15 protein-coding genes and 2 pseudogenes are annotated in these 15,266 nt (G+C 47.9%); 12 read left to right on the top strand and 5 right to left on the bottom strand.

Annotation, left to right across the window (positions count from 1 at the left end):
* Positions 1 to 627 precede the first annotated feature (627 nt).
* From Q0101_RS01005 to Q0101_RS00985, 5 genes are all read left to right on the top strand, one after another.
* A complete protein-coding gene (locus Q0101_RS01005) occupies positions 628 to 1,830 on the top strand; it encodes a replication-associated recombination protein A (protein WP_297941521.1) in 1,203 nt (400 codons plus the stop codon).
* The gene (locus tag Q0101_RS01000) at positions 1,827 to 2,183 is read left to right on the top strand and encodes an MmcQ/YjbR family DNA-binding protein (protein WP_297941520.1); all 357 of its coding nucleotides are present in this window, start codon (positions 1,827 to 1,829) and stop codon (positions 2,181 to 2,183) included. Before Q0101_RS01005 ends, Q0101_RS01000 begins: the two co-directional genes overlap by 4 nt.
* A 41-nt stretch (positions 2,184 to 2,224) precedes the next feature.
* A complete protein-coding gene (locus tag Q0101_RS00995) occupies positions 2,225 to 2,617 on the top strand; it encodes a hypothetical protein (RefSeq protein WP_297941519.1) in 393 nt (130 codons plus the stop codon).
* 62 nt (positions 2,618 to 2,679) lie between these two features.
* Positions 2,680 to 3,075 carry a hypothetical protein gene (locus Q0101_RS00990; protein WP_297941518.1) on the top strand — a complete coding sequence of 132 codons (396 nt, stop codon included), beginning with the start codon at positions 2,680 to 2,682 and terminating at the stop codon, positions 3,073 to 3,075.
* 62 nt (positions 3,076 to 3,137) lie between these two features.
* Positions 3,138 to 3,335 carry a hypothetical protein gene (locus Q0101_RS00985; protein WP_297941517.1) on the top strand — a complete coding sequence of 66 codons (198 nt, stop codon included), beginning with the start codon at positions 3,138 to 3,140 and terminating at the stop codon, positions 3,333 to 3,335.
* Between the two features lie 257 nt (positions 3,336 to 3,592).
* Here Q0101_RS00985 and Q0101_RS00980 read toward each other — a convergent pair whose 3' ends face one another.
* The 5 genes from Q0101_RS00980 to lolA all read right to left on the bottom strand — a co-directional run bounded on the left by Q0101_RS00980 (position 3,593) and on the right by lolA (position 6,761).
* Positions 3,593 to 4,228: a hypothetical protein gene (locus Q0101_RS00980; protein ID WP_297941516.1), complete on the bottom strand. Its 636-nt coding sequence runs from the start codon at positions 4,226 to 4,228 to the stop codon at positions 3,593 to 3,595.
* A 9-nt stretch (positions 4,229 to 4,237) separates the two neighbouring features.
* Positions 4,238 to 5,167, bottom strand: a complete 930-nt coding sequence (gene hemC, locus Q0101_RS00975) for a hydroxymethylbilane synthase (protein ID WP_297941514.1) — start codon at positions 5,165 to 5,167, stop codon at positions 4,238 to 4,240.
* The gene (locus tag Q0101_RS00970) at positions 5,164 to 5,616 is read right to left on the bottom strand and encodes an FxsA family protein (RefSeq protein WP_297941512.1); all 453 of its coding nucleotides are present in this window, start codon (positions 5,614 to 5,616) and stop codon (positions 5,164 to 5,166) included. Before Q0101_RS00970 ends, hemC begins: the two co-directional genes overlap by 4 nt.
* Before the next feature lie 65 nt (positions 5,617 to 5,681).
* On the bottom strand, positions 5,682 to 6,242 hold the full coding sequence (locus tag Q0101_RS00965) for a low molecular weight protein-tyrosine-phosphatase (protein ID WP_297941511.1): 561 nt from the start codon (positions 6,240 to 6,242) through the stop codon (positions 5,682 to 5,684).
* Between the two features lie 6 nt (positions 6,243 to 6,248).
* A complete protein-coding gene (gene lolA / locus Q0101_RS00960) occupies positions 6,249 to 6,761 on the bottom strand; it encodes a LolA-like outer membrane lipoprotein chaperone (RefSeq protein WP_297882528.1) in 513 nt (170 codons plus the stop codon).
* A gap of 120 nt (positions 6,762 to 6,881) precedes the next feature.
* On the opposite strand from lolA, the gene secA reads away from it, so the two are divergent.
* The 7 genes and pseudogenes from secA to Q0101_RS00925 all read left to right on the top strand — a co-directional run.
* Complete coding sequence (gene secA / locus Q0101_RS00955) at positions 6,882 to 9,500, top strand: preprotein translocase subunit SecA (RefSeq protein WP_297941510.1); 2,619 nt, start codon at positions 6,882 to 6,884, stop codon at positions 9,498 to 9,500.
* Between the two features lie 948 nt (positions 9,501 to 10,448).
* Positions 10,449 to 11,639, top strand: coding sequence for an ABC transporter permease (locus tag Q0101_RS00950; protein ID WP_297941508.1), 1,191 nt, complete (start codon positions 10,449 to 10,451; stop codon positions 11,637 to 11,639).
* Between the two features lie 359 nt (positions 11,640 to 11,998).
* Complete coding sequence (locus tag Q0101_RS00945; protein WP_297941507.1) at positions 11,999 to 12,133, top strand: hypothetical protein; 135 nt, start codon at positions 11,999 to 12,001, stop codon at positions 12,131 to 12,133.
* A 303-nt stretch (positions 12,134 to 12,436) separates the two neighbouring features.
* Positions 12,437 to 13,294 carry a bifunctional methylenetetrahydrofolate dehydrogenase/methenyltetrahydrofolate cyclohydrolase FolD gene (gene folD / locus Q0101_RS00940; protein ID WP_297941506.1) on the top strand — a complete coding sequence of 286 codons (858 nt, stop codon included), beginning with the start codon at positions 12,437 to 12,439 and terminating at the stop codon, positions 13,292 to 13,294.
* Positions 13,295 to 14,140 (top strand): signal peptidase I, encoded by an 846-nt coding sequence (gene lepB / locus Q0101_RS00935; protein WP_291937048.1) that lies wholly within the window; start codon positions 13,295 to 13,297, stop codon positions 14,138 to 14,140.
* 9 nt (positions 14,141 to 14,149) lie between these two features.
* Positions 14,150 to 14,314: pseudogene (locus tag Q0101_RS00930) on the top strand (RpiB/LacA/LacB family sugar-phosphate isomerase); the annotation flags it as partial.
* Positions 14,315 to 14,620: 306 nt separating this feature from the next.
* Positions 14,621 to 14,863, top strand: a pseudogene (locus Q0101_RS00925) (RpiB/LacA/LacB family sugar-phosphate isomerase); the annotation flags it as partial.
* Positions 14,864 to 15,266: the final 403 nt, after the last annotated feature.

Here is a 15,266-nt window from a genome sequence, read left to right as displayed (position 1 = left end):
CAGGCGCCGAAATTGGCACGATGAGTTTTGCGCGATCGCAGGAGTTATTACGACGATTGCGCGATTATATTTTACATTTTTGCGTTACGTAGGCGATAGAGTTACGCGATATTTTCTGCGCCGGCGGGGCGATATTCGCGATGGTTGCGCGACGACTTTACGCAAGCATCGCGATTTTTTTGCTTTGTCGATTTTGCGTTTATTGATTTGTTAATTTATCAGCTCGCCGCCCGTTGCGAGATAAAATTTTGCCCCAAAATAGGGCTAAATTTTAAAATTTCATATTACGCAATCTTACGCGCCGAGCTGATTTCAGGCGCACTATGTATGACGGCGCGACCGCGCAATACGCAGGGCATTAAATTTAAATGCACCAAGTCCGCTAAATCTGCGCGATCTGTTTTCGCCGCAAAATTTTATATCGCCAGCCCGCGCGTGCGGCACAAAATTTTAAAATTCTACTGAAATTTTAAAGCTCGCTTGCATGGCATAAATTTCAAGCCCGCGGCATGTATAAATTTCAAAACCTCGCCGTATTAGAACTCAAACCGCCTTTTAAATTTAGCCAAATTTCAAAATTTAATCATAAAAACGCTATCATCGGGGCAAAATTTTTAAGGTTGCAAAATGAGTTTGAGCTTGAAATTTCGCCCCAAAAGCTTAGAGCAGATCGTGGGGCAGGGCAAGATCGTAGCGATTTTTAAAAAATTCGTCGCCGCAGGTAGCATCCCGCACAGTATATTTTTCGGCGCCGCAGGCAGCGGCAAAACGACGATGGCGCGCGTGATCGCAAGCGAGCTGAACTACGATTTTTACGAGCTTGACGCCACGAGCCTGAAGGTCGAAGATATCCGCAAAATTCTATCCTCGCACGCCGGCTCGCTCATCAAGCCGCTCATTTTCATCGACGAGATCCACCGCCTCAGCAAGACGCAGCAGGAGGTGCTACTGATCCCGATGGAGAACTACGCCGCGATCATCATCGGCGCGACGACGGAAAATCCGCAGTTCGTGCTAAGCAGCGGCATCCGCTCGCGCTCGATGATCTTTGAGTTCGAACCGCTTAACTACGAGGATTTGGAGGCGCTTTTGGCGCGAGCTCAGGGCGAGATCGGCTTTGAGATGGACGAGGAGGCGCGAAAATACCTGCTAAACTCCAGCAGCGGCGATGCAAGGAGTATGTTGAACCTGCTAGAATTTGCGCTTTTGGCAGACAGCGCCATTACGTTGGATACGCTTCGCACGCTGCGTGCAAATGCCGTAGCTGCGGGCGTTAGCAGCGACGACGTGCATTACGAGCTAGCAAGCGCGATGATAAAAAGCCTGCGCGGAAGCGACGCCGACGCCGCGCTGTATTATGTCGCAAGGCTGATAGATGCGGGCGAGAGCGCGGATTTCATCGCGCGCAGGATGGTGATCCTAGCTAGCGAGGACATCGGCAACGCCAATCCAAACGCCCTAAATATCGCTACTAGCACGCTAACTGCCGTCAGCAAGATCGGCTACCCCGAGGCGCGCATTATCTTAGGACAATGCGCGGTCTATCTGGCGCACAGCCCCAAGTCAAACGCCGCGTATTTGGGCATCAACGCCGCTTTGAAGTTCGTCCGCTCCGCTGCTCCGCTGCCTACGCCGCGCTATCTCATCAACTCCGACAAGCAGATAGCGGACTACAAATACCCGCACGACTTCGGCGGCTGGGTTGAGCAAGCATATATGAGCGAGGCGGCGAAATTTTACGAAAGCAAGGGGATCGGCTTTGAAAAGACGCTGGATGAGTGGCTGGCGCGATTACGCAAAGAAAAGATCGATATTAAGGAACGAGAATGAACTTCAGCAGCGTCCTAAAACTAATGAAGCAGCGCTATGGCGCGGACGGCGAATATCTGTGGGATGAATATCCTAATTTTGCGGTTTTTCGTCACGGTGGAGGGAAGCGCAAGTGGTTTGCACTTCTGATGCGCGGGCTTGCAAACGAAAAGCTCGGTCGCGCACTTCCTGGCTCAAGCGACGTGATAAATTTAAAAGTTTCGCCCGATTTGGCGGCAATTTTGCGTGACGAAAAAGGAATTTTTGCAGCCTATCATATGAATAAAAAGCACTGGATCAGCGTCTGCCTTGATGCGGTACCGCGCGAACAGATTGAGGATCTAATCGAGCAAAGTAGGGAACTTACGAGGTAGAATTTGCGCCTGGGCTTGGTTATTGAAATTCGGCGCGCGGTTTGGGTGGCGAGCAAAATTTAAAAAGCGAGCCCAGCGCAGGGGAAAATTTAAAAAATCATCATGGCTGCGGGCAAAATTCTACGGATGTGGCAAGATGCGGCGCGGCACAAAATTTCGTAAATTTAGCACAAAAGAGTGAGTCGAAATTTAAAAAGGCAGATAACGGGGCGGCGAAATTTAAAGCGGGCGGAGAGACGGAGCTTAAAACGGACGCGGCGAAGTGCGGTGAGGCGGAATTTAAGAGTGCGGATAGCGCGGCGATAAAATTTAAAGCGAGCCAGGCGAGTAAATTTAAAACGAGCGCGGCGGATAAGGACTTGGATGCGGGCGAGCGGGAGAAATTTGATATTAAAACCGCCCAGGGCGCGCTTAGTAAGATTTTTACGAGATAGAGCATCAAGGCTCGTTTTGGCACGCAACCCCTTTTGCGCTGCTGTTTTTGGTGCGTATCTTTATGCAGGCGCGCGCTACAGCGGGTAAAAACGCGAATAAAAATAATCAAAACACCACAGCGGACATAAACGGAAAAAACGAAAACTGCGAAAACGCAAAAGGCGAAAACGAAGCGGCAGGCATTATCTCGGCTCGGCTCGGCGGATTTTTTGCGTTTATGCTTGAGATTTGCGATGACGCCGATAAGATCTCGCACGCAGCGCCGCTGGCGAGCTTTTCGGATATGCTTGCGGAAAAATACCTGTGGCCGCAGAGCGATGAGGACGACGAGGTGCGCTGGGAGGAGCATTTTTACGACGATGAGCTATTTTACAGCCTTTATTTTTATTCGCGAGCGGTTTTGGACGCGACGGGAGTGGACTTTGCGCAGTTTAAGCCTGGGCCGGGTGGCGTTTAAGGCTACGCCGCCTCGCCCCTTGGCTCTAAATTTAGCGCGACGCGGCGCGCTTTGGCGATGCTTTGTTTAAATTTAGACCTCAAAATTTTAAAATTTCGCCCAAAAGTCGCGGCAGACAGAATTTACAGATCGTCTGTTTAAATTTAAAATTCGCTCGATTTTTGATCGGCGGTATGGTTAAGGCGCGGGCAATGCTTTTAAATTTAGATCGCCGCGAAGCTTCAAACACGCTTGCGGTGCGGCTTTTTATGTGGTTTTAAAAAGATGCCAATTCGGCGCAATTTTTTCTATCATTATAAACTCGCTAGGGCTTATTTGCGGCAGGTCTGCCTCATCTTGCACCCGCAAAAAGCCCACAGAGTTACCTGCCGATGAGCAATTTTTGCATTGTTACCGTATAAATTCCAGAATTTATACGTTACTTCGCCGCTTTCAGATCTATCTAGCATCTTGCCACATAAATCTTAGAAATTTCATATCGACGTAAAATTCTACATCGTCACGTAAGCTAGCGGCGTTACATAAAATTTATATTCAAAAGCCTATCTCTAACCTCGATATCCTCCAGGTTTAGATCGAGTTCATCTCTTAAATATTTTTCCAAATTTTTTCGTTCAAAATCGCTTAACATCGCAAGCGGGATACCGACGAATACCCCATTTTCGCTGTCTAAAAATATCAAGACATATAAATTTATGCTTTTTATCCTACCCCTTAGCCGTAAAACGGCAAAGCATATCAAATCCATCAAATACAATATCCACGAAAAAGCCGTTAAAATAAGCTTTTTAAAGGTCCCAATATTTTTATCATAGCTAAATTCTTCTACCGCAAAATCTACGAATTTATAAATCGCTACCTTATCAATACGCGCCATGTCGATAGATTTTTTTGTAACTATCGTTTCTTGATGGTTTGCGGAGGATTTGTTATATTCTATTCTGCCGGGATAGAAGCTTAAAAATTTGTTTTTATTTATACCTAAAAGACCTATTAAGGTTAAAATCCAAACCCCAACCCAGTAATGCCAGTGAATACCCCTAGTGACGAGTTCGAAAACAAGCATGACGATGGACGAAGTAACGCCCAGATCAATATAAATCCTGATCCAATAATCTTTGATTATAAAAAGCGGCATTTGCTCTTTTTGCATTAGGGCTTCTTATAGGCTCGCCATCTCTTCGGCACGCGCAAGAAGCTGCTTTGCACCCTTTTTGATAAAAACGCGCGCAAGCTCCGCGCCTACGCTTTGCCACTTACTTTTTTGCGCGACGATGCTTTGGCGGATGCTCTCGCTGCCGTCGGGCAGGCCCACTATCGCGCTGATGTGGATATCTTCGCCGTCAAGGCGCGCGTTGATACCGATCGGCACCTGGCAACCCCCCTCCAAAACCCTGACGAAATCCCGTTCCACGGTCGTTTCGATGATCGCGCGTTCATCTTTTAAAAATTCTATCGCGCGTAGAATTTGCGACTCGTCCACCGCCTCGATGCCGAGCGCTCCTTGCCCCATCGCAGGGATCATCTGCGAGATTTCAAAGGGCGCTACGTGCTTTACCTCGGCGCGCAAATTTAATCGGTTGATGCCCGCCATCGCCAAGATAATCGCATCGAATTCCCCGTCTTTGAGCTTTCGCAAGCGGGTTTGGACGTTACCGCGCAAGGAGATTATCTCTAAATCGGGGCGCATGCTAAGCAGCTGCATCTTGCGGCGAAGGCTCGTGGTACCGACTTTTGCGCCGCGGGGCAGCTCACCAAATTTAGAGTATTTTTCGCTAATCATCGCATCGCGCACGTCCTCACGCGCGCAGATCGCAGCCAGCACGAGCCCCTGCGGAAACTCCACGGGCACGTCTTTTAGGCTATGTACGGCGATGTGAGCTTCGCCGCGAAGCATGCTCTCCTCAAGCTCCTTCGTAAAAAGCCCCTTGCCGCCGATCTTTGCAAGCGGCGTGTCTAAAATTTTATCGCCTTTGGTTTTCATGCTTTTTAGCTGCGCTTGGATGCCGCGGGCGTTAAGTAGCGATGCGATGTGCTCGCTCTGCCACAGCGCAAGCACGCTGCCGCGCGTAGCTATGATCAAATTTTTCATTTTTCCTCTCCTATGCTTTTTCGAATCTCGATTTCATTCTCTTCGATCACCTCTACGTCGATTACGTCGTCGCTTACGTGGCTGCGTCGCCAAAATTTTCGCTCTCTTTTTTCGGAATTTTCGCTGCTAGCTTTAAATTTAGGCACATCGCTGGTGACGCAGTAAAACGACGCAGTGATTATGCAAACGCCCAAAATATCGCCGAAAATGCCAGGCGCGATGAGAAAAACACCGCCTACGACGAATCCCACGCCGCTTAAAATTTCTTTCGGCGAGATTTTCATTAGATTAAAAAAGCCCATCCACGAGCGGTTTGCTACGACGTATCCGCCTAAAATCGCGCTTATGACGATCTCCACCGCATACGCCGCGAAGCCGTTTGCGCTTACGAAATAATAGGTCGTAAATGCCTCAATTATCAGATATGGAACGATCAAAAGCCTAAACATATTTTTCCTTGAATCATCACTTTAAGCCGCGCCTTTTTAAAGACGCTAAAATTTAATCGCGGATTTTAGCAAATTCCGTCTGAATTTTTAATGTATCGCAAGAGTCCCTCGCAGCCGCGTTTGATATCTGCGTAGCAGCGCTCAAAATCGCGCGTGTAGTAGGGATCGCCGATCTGTAGGCGTTCGGAGTCGGTTAAATTTAAACCGCCGCTCTTTAAATTTAAGGCGGTTTGTTTTAGCGCGCCTTTAAAATTTAGCGCATCGCAGTCTGTAAAATTTTCCCCTGCAAATTCCAAAAGAAATTTTACCTTAGCCATATCCTTGCCGCGAAAAATTCGCCCCAGCGAGCGTATATTTTCATCATCCATGCAAAGTATGAGATCGTAGCGCTCGTAGTCTGCGGGCGTGACCTGCACGGCGCGATGCGCTACGAGCGGCACCTTTTGCTCTTTTAGCACGCGCTGCGTTTCGTAGTAGGGCAGCGAGCCGATCTCGTCGGCGTGCGTCGCCGCAGAATCTACGCTCAAGCGCGCACTTAGGCCGCTTTGATTAATAAAATTTTGCATCACGGACTGCGCCATCGGTGAGCGGCAGATGTTGCCGTGACATACAAAAAGTAGCCTCACGCGCGCCTACTGCGTAATGATGTCGTAGTTTTTGGGGATTGCAGGCTTAAAGATCGCCTCGTTTACCGGCGCGTTTTTGCGGACGTTGCTTAGATTGATGACGACTTTATTATCCATTTTGTCGGTGTAGCTGATCTTACTCGGCAGATCACCCTTTAGCTCGATGAGATATTTCACATCGTCGAAGCTCGCCTCATAAACGCCGTTTTTATTTGGCTTTGCATTCGCTAGGATCGCGGTTAAATTTGGCGTTTCTTTGATATTCGTGATGATAGCTTGCTCGAGTTCGGGCTCGATTACGACGACCTTTGTGAAGCTAAAAAATATATTTTTTATCGTAGGGGTCTTGTAATGCCACACGGCGTTCTCTTTCGTAGCGCTAAAATCGCCGCCGTAGCTGATTTTCGCGTCGTCGCTCTGCACGGTTTGCGAAAAATTTGCGCTCAGCGTATCGAATTCTATCCCGCTTGCGAATGCAAAAATGCAGCTTGCCGCTAAAGAAATAAGAGTTTTTTTCATAAATTTTGCCTTTATTTTTGAAAATTTGCGCGTATTATAGCCGTTTTTCTAGGATTTAATTAAATAGAAACTAAAAATATGTTAATATGCGCGGTTAAAATTTTAAAACTAAGGTTTGAGATGTTTAAAAAGGTCATCCACGGGATTTTTGGTACTAAAAACGATAGGATCGTCAAACAATACGCCAAGCGCGCAGCGCAGATCAGTGCGCTTGAAGAAAACTACGTGGCGATGGACGATGCGGCGCTTAAGGCGGAATTTGAAGCGTTAAGAGCGCAAGTTCGCGCGGGCGAAAAGAGCACGGATGACGTGCTTAACGAAGTATTTGCTATCGTGCGAGAGGCGGGCAAAAGAGTGCTAAATATGCGCCACTTCGACGTTCAGCTAATAGGTGGTTTGGTGCTAAACGACGGCGCGATCGCAGAGATGAAAACAGGCGAAGGAAAGACCCTCGTAGCGACTTTGGCGGTAGTGCTAAATGCGATGGAGGGCAAAGGCGTGCACGTCGTTACCGTAAACGACTACCTGGCCAAGCGCGACGCCGAGCAGATGGGTGAGCTATATGAATTTTTAGGGCTTAGTACCGGTGTGATCGTAGGCGGAGAATACGACGATGCCAAGCGCAAGGCTGCATACGCGTGCGACATCACTTATGGCACAAACAACGAGTTTGGCTTTGACTACCTGCGCGATAATATGAAATTTAGCGCGGATGAAAAGGTGCAGCGCGGGCATCATTTCGTAATCGTCGACGAGGTCGATAGTATTTTGATCGACGAAGCTAGGACGCCGCTAATCATCTCAGGTCCTACGAACCGCACTCTAGATGGTTACATCAAGGCAAACGAAGTAGCTCGCCAAATGATCCGCGGCGAGGCGCCAGCCGATCCGAAAGGCAAGGCGACGGGCGATTTTACCGTAGATGAGAAAAACCGCGCCGTTTTGATTACAGAGGCAGGAATCTCAAAAGCCGAGAAGCTTTTTGGCGTGGATAACCTCTACAGCCTTGAAAATGCCGTGCTTAGCCACTACCTTGATCAAGCACTTAAGGCGAATTATCTATTTGAAAAGGACGTACACTACGTCGTGCGCGACGGGCAGGTCATAATCGTGGATGAATTTACGGGTCGTCTTAGCGAGGGGCGCAGATTTAGCGAAGGGCTCCATCAGGCGCTTGAGGCAAAAGAGGGTGTGCAGATCCAAGAGGAGAGCCAAACTCTTGCCGACATTACCTTTCAAAACTACTTCCGTCTTTACGAAAAACTCGCCGGTATGACGGGTACGGCACAGACGGAAGCAACGGAATTTTCTCAAATTTACAAACTCGAAGTGGTCTCTATCCCTACGAATGTGCCGGTCATCAGAAAGGATCAAAACGATCTTATCTACAAAACCGAGCGCGAGAAATTTGATGCCGTCATAAATGAGATCAAGCGGTTAAATTCCAAAGGTCAGCCCGTGCTAGTGGGTACGGCGTCGATTGAAAAGAGCGAGAAGCTGCACGAGCTTTTGGTCAAAGAAAACATCGCGCACTCCGTGCTAAACGCCAAAAATCACGAGCGTGAAGCGCAGATCATCAAAGACGCGGGCGTAAAGGGTGCCGTAACGATCGCTACGAATATGGCGGGACGTGGCGTGGATATCCGCATAGACGATGAAGTGCGCGCTTTGGGCGGGCTGTATATTTTAGGTACCGAGCGCCACGAAAGCCGCCGCATCGATAATCAGCTCCGCGGACGAAGCGGGCGACAGGGCGATCCGGGCGAGAGTAGGTTTTTCTTAAGCTTGGAGGATAATCTGCTTAGAATTTTTGGTAGCGACAAGATTAAAAATATCATGGATCGCTTAGGTTTGAAAGATGGCGAGCATATCGAATCAGGCATGGTTTCGCGCGCAGTAGAGAACGCGCAGAAAAAGGTCGAGAGCTTGCATTTTGAAGCGCGTAAAAATATCCTAGAATACGACGACGTCGCAAACGAGCAGCGCAAGACGATCTATAAATATCGCAACGAGCTTTTGGATCCCGACTACGATCTGAAAGATAAAATCATCCAAAACCGCGAGGAGTACATCTCTAGCGTGCTTGAGGAGCTTGAAATTTTCGACGGCGCAAATATCAAAGAGGTCGATAAATTCCCGATCGTCGCCAAAATCGCTCAAGAAACGGGCGAGGTACTCGAAAACAGCGAGCTTGAGAAGGTCGATGATTTCAAAGAGCTGAAAGAAAAGATCATCGGCGCGCTTGCTGTTTCGTATGAAAACAAGATGGCGCCGATCGATCCGCAGCAGCGCAAAAGTATCGAAAAGATGCTTTATTTGCAGATCGTCGATCGCGACTGGCGGGAGCATCTGTATCAAATGGATATCCTAAAGGCAGGCATCGGACTTCGCGGCTACAACCACAAAGACCCGCTTACGGAGTATAAAAAGGAGAGCTACAATCTCTTTATGGAGCTTGTAATGCGCCTCAAATCCGATAGCATCCGCTTGCTGCATTCGATCCAGTTCAAATCTAGGGAGGAGATCGAAGCCGAGCAGCGTGCGATGCAGGAGCGCATGGAGAGCTCAAGCGCCAAAGAACTCGCCGCTGCAAGCACGAATGAAGCACAGCTAAAGGGCCCCGATGAGTTCGGCGACAAAAAGCCTAAGCGAAACGATCCTTGCCCTTGCGGCAGCGGCAAAAAATACAAAGACTGCCACGGCAAGGGCGGTCCGAAAAAGGGCGGCTTTGCGAGGTAGGCGCGGCGATCGATCGTAAGTACGCACGATCGATGATCTTGATTGCGAGCATTGCGTAATTGGTGCTTTTCGACCTTACTTTTGTATTTGGCGGATCGGTCGCAGGCGAAACGTCATAAAATTTTAAAGGGAAATTTGATCGCGAGGCGGCGCGGACAGAAATTTTAAAAGAGCTTGATCGCTAGGCGACGCGGACTGCGCGCAAAGCTGCGCGATGGGGCGGAACTTTGGTTTTGAAATTTTAAAATTTCAAAGCGCACTTGGTGCCTTTGGCTACTTGTTTTCGCAGCGCCGTTGCGGTGTGCCGTGCGGCAAAACGTAAGCCAATCAGCGCGTGATACTTAAATTTAGTGCATGGCTAGGATACTGCGTGCATTTGAAATTTTAAATTTATGCGATTGCGGGCGAGCTTGCAAGCAGACTCCGCCTTTAAATTTTTAAGAATTTCAAAATTCTAAAAGATTTGAAATTTCTAAAATTTTAAAATTTTGAGGCGTTTGAAATTTTAAAATTTAGAATTCGGGTTTAAAATTTCGAGGTTTTGGCAAGACGATATGTTTGATTTGCCGTATCGGATATCTTGGGGGCGAATTTCATTGCGTATAAGAGATTGCGGCGCGATTTTAAATTTTCAAAACTCGCTGAGGTTTAAACCGGCTACCAATCAAGCAAAGTGCAAGAAGCAATAGAGTAGAATTCTATCCCGTTGGGAGTTAAAGCTCATCTTCCACTATCTTTAAATTTAACTTCAATTTTGTCCCGTTGGGATTTGAAATATTTTAAGAGTGTTTAAAATTATAGTTCACACCTAGGTAAAATTCTATTTATTTAAAACTTAGTATTCCAGGGGGTGAAATCTGTTTTTGGAATTTTAAAATTCCTAAATACTTAAAATTTCACATAGAATTTAGCGCTAAATTTTATGTGAAATTTTACAAGGACGGCTTTTTGGTAAAGTATTTATTATTCAAATATCTCAGATTCGACCGCTCTCAGCCCTTCATTACGCTTTCGGCGCTGCTTGCGTTCTTGGGCGTGGGCGTGGGGCTTACGGTGCTGATCGTCGCGATGGCGATAATGAACGGCTTCGATAAGGAATTCGAGCGCAAGCTCTTTACGATGAACTACCCGATCACGATCCACAGCCACTTTCGCGGCGGCATTTCAAAAGACGACGTGGAGGGACTGCGGGTGGACTTCCCTGATCTGATCTTTAGTCCTTACATCAGCTCGCAAGTCATCGCCAAAAGCGGCGAGAAGCTCGAGGGCGGACTGATTTTCGGCGTAAATTTAAACGACGAAAAGCGCATCAACTCCGTCGTCGCAGCAGGCGCCAAAGACGCCAATCTAACGGACTACGGCATCATGATAGGGCGCGGGATCAAGGACGAGTTTATGCTGGATGAGGGCAGTAAGATCACGATGATCTTTACGAAAAGCGATCCGGGCGGCTTTGCGCTGATCCCTAAGATGAAACGCTTTGACGTGCGCGCGGATTTCAGCTCGGGGCTGATCGCCTACGACAAGGCGTATTCTTACGCGGACGCAAGCGATCTAGCCAAAATTTTAGGCTACGACGAGGGGACTTTCGACGGCGTGCATGTTTTTTCAAACGATCCGTTTAAGGATCTGGAGCGCATCAAAAAAAGTCTTCCTAGCGGCGCTAGCGCCGTGGGCTGGTGGCAGCAAAACGGCAATTTTTTCAGCGCCCTTGCGCTTGAAAAGCGCGCGCTTTTCATCGTGCTGATGCTAATAATCCTGGTTGCGAGCCTAAATATCGTAAGTTCGCTTCTGATGACCGTGATGAACCGTCGCCAAGAGATCGCGCTTTTACTTAGTCTGGGAGCCAGCAAAAAGGAGGTCAAAAGGACCTTTTTCGCGCTCGGAGCCACGATCGGCGGCGGCGGCATCATATTCGGGCTGATTTTGGGCTTGTTCGGCGTGTGGCTGCTCGGAAGCTTCGACATCGTAAATCTACCCGCCGACGTTTACGGAAGCTCAAAGTTGCCAATGGAGCTCTCGCTAGGCGATTTGGCGATGATTTTAATCGGCGCGGTGCTTATCGTGGCGCTTTCGTCGTGGTACCCGGCCAAAAAAGCCACGCAGATCGACGTGCTGCAAACACTGCGCAACGAGTAAATTTAAGCGCGGCGCTTTAAAAATTCGGCGAAATTTTAAAATTCCAAAGCGGCGTGGTTGTATTTAGCAGTGTATTAGCGCGCTATTTCGGCGAGCGGGACAGAGGCTGCGCGATCTTGCACGTCGCGAGTTTGCGCTGTATTAAATGTCGCACAAATACTATTAGCGCCCTTAGAGCTACGCTCTTTGCGCGAGATCGCAACCCGCGCAAAGCCTAAATTTGATAAATTTGGTCGTTTAAATTTATTCAAAATTTTAAATTTCAAAGGGGATAAAATTTTTATGAGCGCTTTTCTAAATTTTGTAAAATTTTACAATCAGCCAAGGATGAAATCATAAAAATTTTGAAAGGATTTATGGTGAAAAAGATCGTTTTATTGCTGTGCGTGACGCTGTTTCTGTGCGGCTGCTCTATGAGCGGACCGCAAGATGCCCCAGAGCCAGAGCAAAATAAGGCACCCGGCTACCATTATACAGGCTACTATTACGCATAATGCGTATATTGCGCAGCGGGCGTCGATACGAGGCGTTTAATGGCGAGCAAATGGAAACATCGTAGTTCTCGCTCAAACAAGGCTTCATTCCGCAATACAAGCCTTAGCAGCGTCTCAGCCTGAACGTAACCGCCCAAAGTGTCTATCCGTATATGATGATGAAAATTTAGGCTGGTTTAAATAGGCTTAAATTTAGGACGAAATTCTTTTTAAAATTCTTTCAAATTCCCATAAAATCCGCGAAATAAATCTAAATTTTATAAATTTTAGGGTAACATTCCCTATTTCTCAAAAAGGCTTTAAATGACTTTAATCGACGGCAAAAGCATAAGCGCGAAGGTAAAAGATGAGATCAAATCGGCCGCTTCGGATCTTGCTGCAAAGGGCGTAGAGCCCGCGCTGGCGGTGATTTTGGTGGGCGAGGATGCGGCGAGTAAGACCTATGTCGCGAGCAAGGAAAAAGCCTGTGCCGCCTGCAGAATCCGCTCCGTAGCGCACCGCTTGAGCTCCGACGTGAGCGAGGCGGCGCTTTTAGAACTGATAAAAAATTTAAACGAGGACGAAAGCATCGACGGCATCTTGGTGCAGCTGCCGCTTCCGAAGCACATTGATACGAATAAAATTTTAGAAAAAATAAGCCCACAAAAGGACGTGGATGGATTTAGCGCGATAAACGTAGGCAAGCTTACTAGCGGGCTTGCGGACGGTTTTGTGCCTTGCACTCCGCTTGGCGTGATGCGCCTGCTTGAGGAATACGGCGTGCAGATCGCGGGCAAAAACGCCGTCGTGCTGGGCCGCAGCAATATCGTCGGAAAGCCGATGGCGAGCCTGCTGCTAAATGCCGACGCTACCGTCACTATCGCTCATAGTAAGACGAAAAATTTAAAGCGGCTTTGCGCAGATGCCGATATTTTGGTCGCGGCGATCGGTAGGGCGCATTTTGTGAGCACAGATATGGTAAAAGAGGGTGCGGTGGTAATCGACGTGGGGATCAATCGCGGCGAGGATGGCAAGCTAAGAGGCGACGTCGATTTTGACGCCGTCGCGCCAAAATGCTCGTTTATTACGCCCGTACCCGGAGGCGTGGGACCGATGACGATTGCGATGCTTTTGAGCAACACGATAAAATCGGCGAAAAATCGCTTAAGACAAAGAGCCTAAATGAAAATACTAAGTAAAATTTACAAATTTTTATCGAGTTGGACGGGGACGGTCATCGTCGTTTTATTCGTCATTCTTTTTGTTGCGCAAGCCTTCGTGATCCCTAGCGGATCGATGCGCACTACGCTTTTGGAGGGTGATTTTTTATTCGTTAAAAAATTTAGCTACGGCATCCCGACTCCACATATTCCCTTTGTAGAGTGGCAGGTAGCTCCGGACAGCGACGGCGACGGGCATATCATCCGTGGCGAGGGTCCGAAGCGCGGCGACATCGTGGTTTTTCGCTACCCGCTTAATGAAAAAATGCACTTTGTAAAGCGAAATTTTGCCGTAGGCGGCGACGAGGTGATATTTGATCTGAATAATTTCTACCTTCGTCCGCATGAAGGCGACGAGTTCATTGCCGCAAACTATGATGCTCGCGACATTGTGATTTTGGGTGGCGAAAAATATGTCAAAGAGCCGTATAAATTTAAGGGCATTCACTACGACCCTAATGCTAGAAACTCGATGCTAACAAATGTCAAAATTGCACTTGAGAAGGGTGAATTTTCTATGAAGCCCATTAGTCTAAGCGAAATTCCTCACAGCTTCGAAGCTGCGGGGATAAGCTTCAATGCCTTTTACATCAAAGTGCCACAGGATGAGTATTTTATGATAGGCGATAATCGAAATAATTCCGCCGATAGCCGCTTCTGGGGTCCGGTACCTTATCGTCTGATCGTCGGCAAGCCATGGTTTACCTATTTTAGTATTGACGCCGATCGCAAGATCCGCTGGGAGCGAATCGGGCGTTTCGTCGATACCTTGCAAAACGATGAGAGCCTAATCTATGAGCAAAAATAAGGAGCGGTAATGCAAATAAATAAAATTTTCATAGCGAGCGATCATGCGGGCTTTCGTGCCAAAGAACAAGCTAAAAAAGCGCTTGCCGCTTTAGGTTACGAAGCGGTCGACCTTGGCACTCATAGTGCCGAAGCGAGCGTGGACTATCCCGATTTTGCGGACACGTTGGCGGATAAAATTTTAGCCGAGTGCGAAGCCTGCGCGCGGAGCGAAAATTTTAAAGAAAACGACGGCATAAATTCCGCTGCAGCCACGGAAAATTCCGAAGCGGGCGGCAGCGAAAATTCCAGCGCGAGTATAAACGGTAGCGGGAATTTTAGCACTACCGCGCAGCACGGCGAGAAAGATAAAAATTTTAACGCCGTCAAGAGCGGCGACGGCAAGAATTTTGATGCGGACGCAAATACGACTGCCTGCGCAAGCATAGCTGCCGCAAACGCGAGCAAAGATAAAATTTTAAATTCCACCGACTACGGCATTTACGGCGTTTTGATTTGCGGTACGGGCATCGGTATCAGCATCGCCGCAAATCGCCACGCTCACATCCGCTGCGCGTTGTGTCATGACGCAACGAGCGCTAGACTAGCTAGAGAGCACAACGACGCCAACGTTCTAGCCTTCGGCGAGCGATTAATGGGCGCGCTGGTGATTGAAGATATGATTAAGGCATTTTTTAGTACCGATTTTGCGGGCGGTAGGCACATTAAGCGCGTCGCAAAGCTAGGCGCTTGCGGTAGTGCGAATTGCATGCTTGGATTTGACGGGGAGAATTTCATGCAGAATTCCGCTCAAAATTTTGCAGAACAAAACTGTGGCGCTAATTTAAATGGGCGGAATTCTAAATTAAGCTTCGTAGGCGAAATCCCTTCTTGCAAAAATCCCATCGGCATGGATTCTGCGTCAAATTTTGCACGGAGCTTTAACGATAAAAATTCCTTTTTTACCGGCGAGAATTCCTTGATAGGCTTTTGCGGTGCACGTCATATAGATTTAAATTCTACGTACGCAAAGATAATCTTTGATGGGAAAAATCCATTAGATAAAAATTCCACTAGCGCAAATTCTACGTTAAATTTTACGCGCGAGAGCGTTTGTGAGAAAAATTTCGCTCAAAAAGCTAGCCGCA

Source organism: uncultured Campylobacter sp. (genome assembly GCF_937921625.1).
Classification (GTDB): Bacteria; Campylobacterota; Campylobacteria; order Campylobacterales; family Campylobacteraceae; genus Campylobacter_B.
The sequence above is the reverse complement of the archived record's forward strand: the minus strand, read 5'-3'. Positions and strand labels throughout refer to the sequence as shown.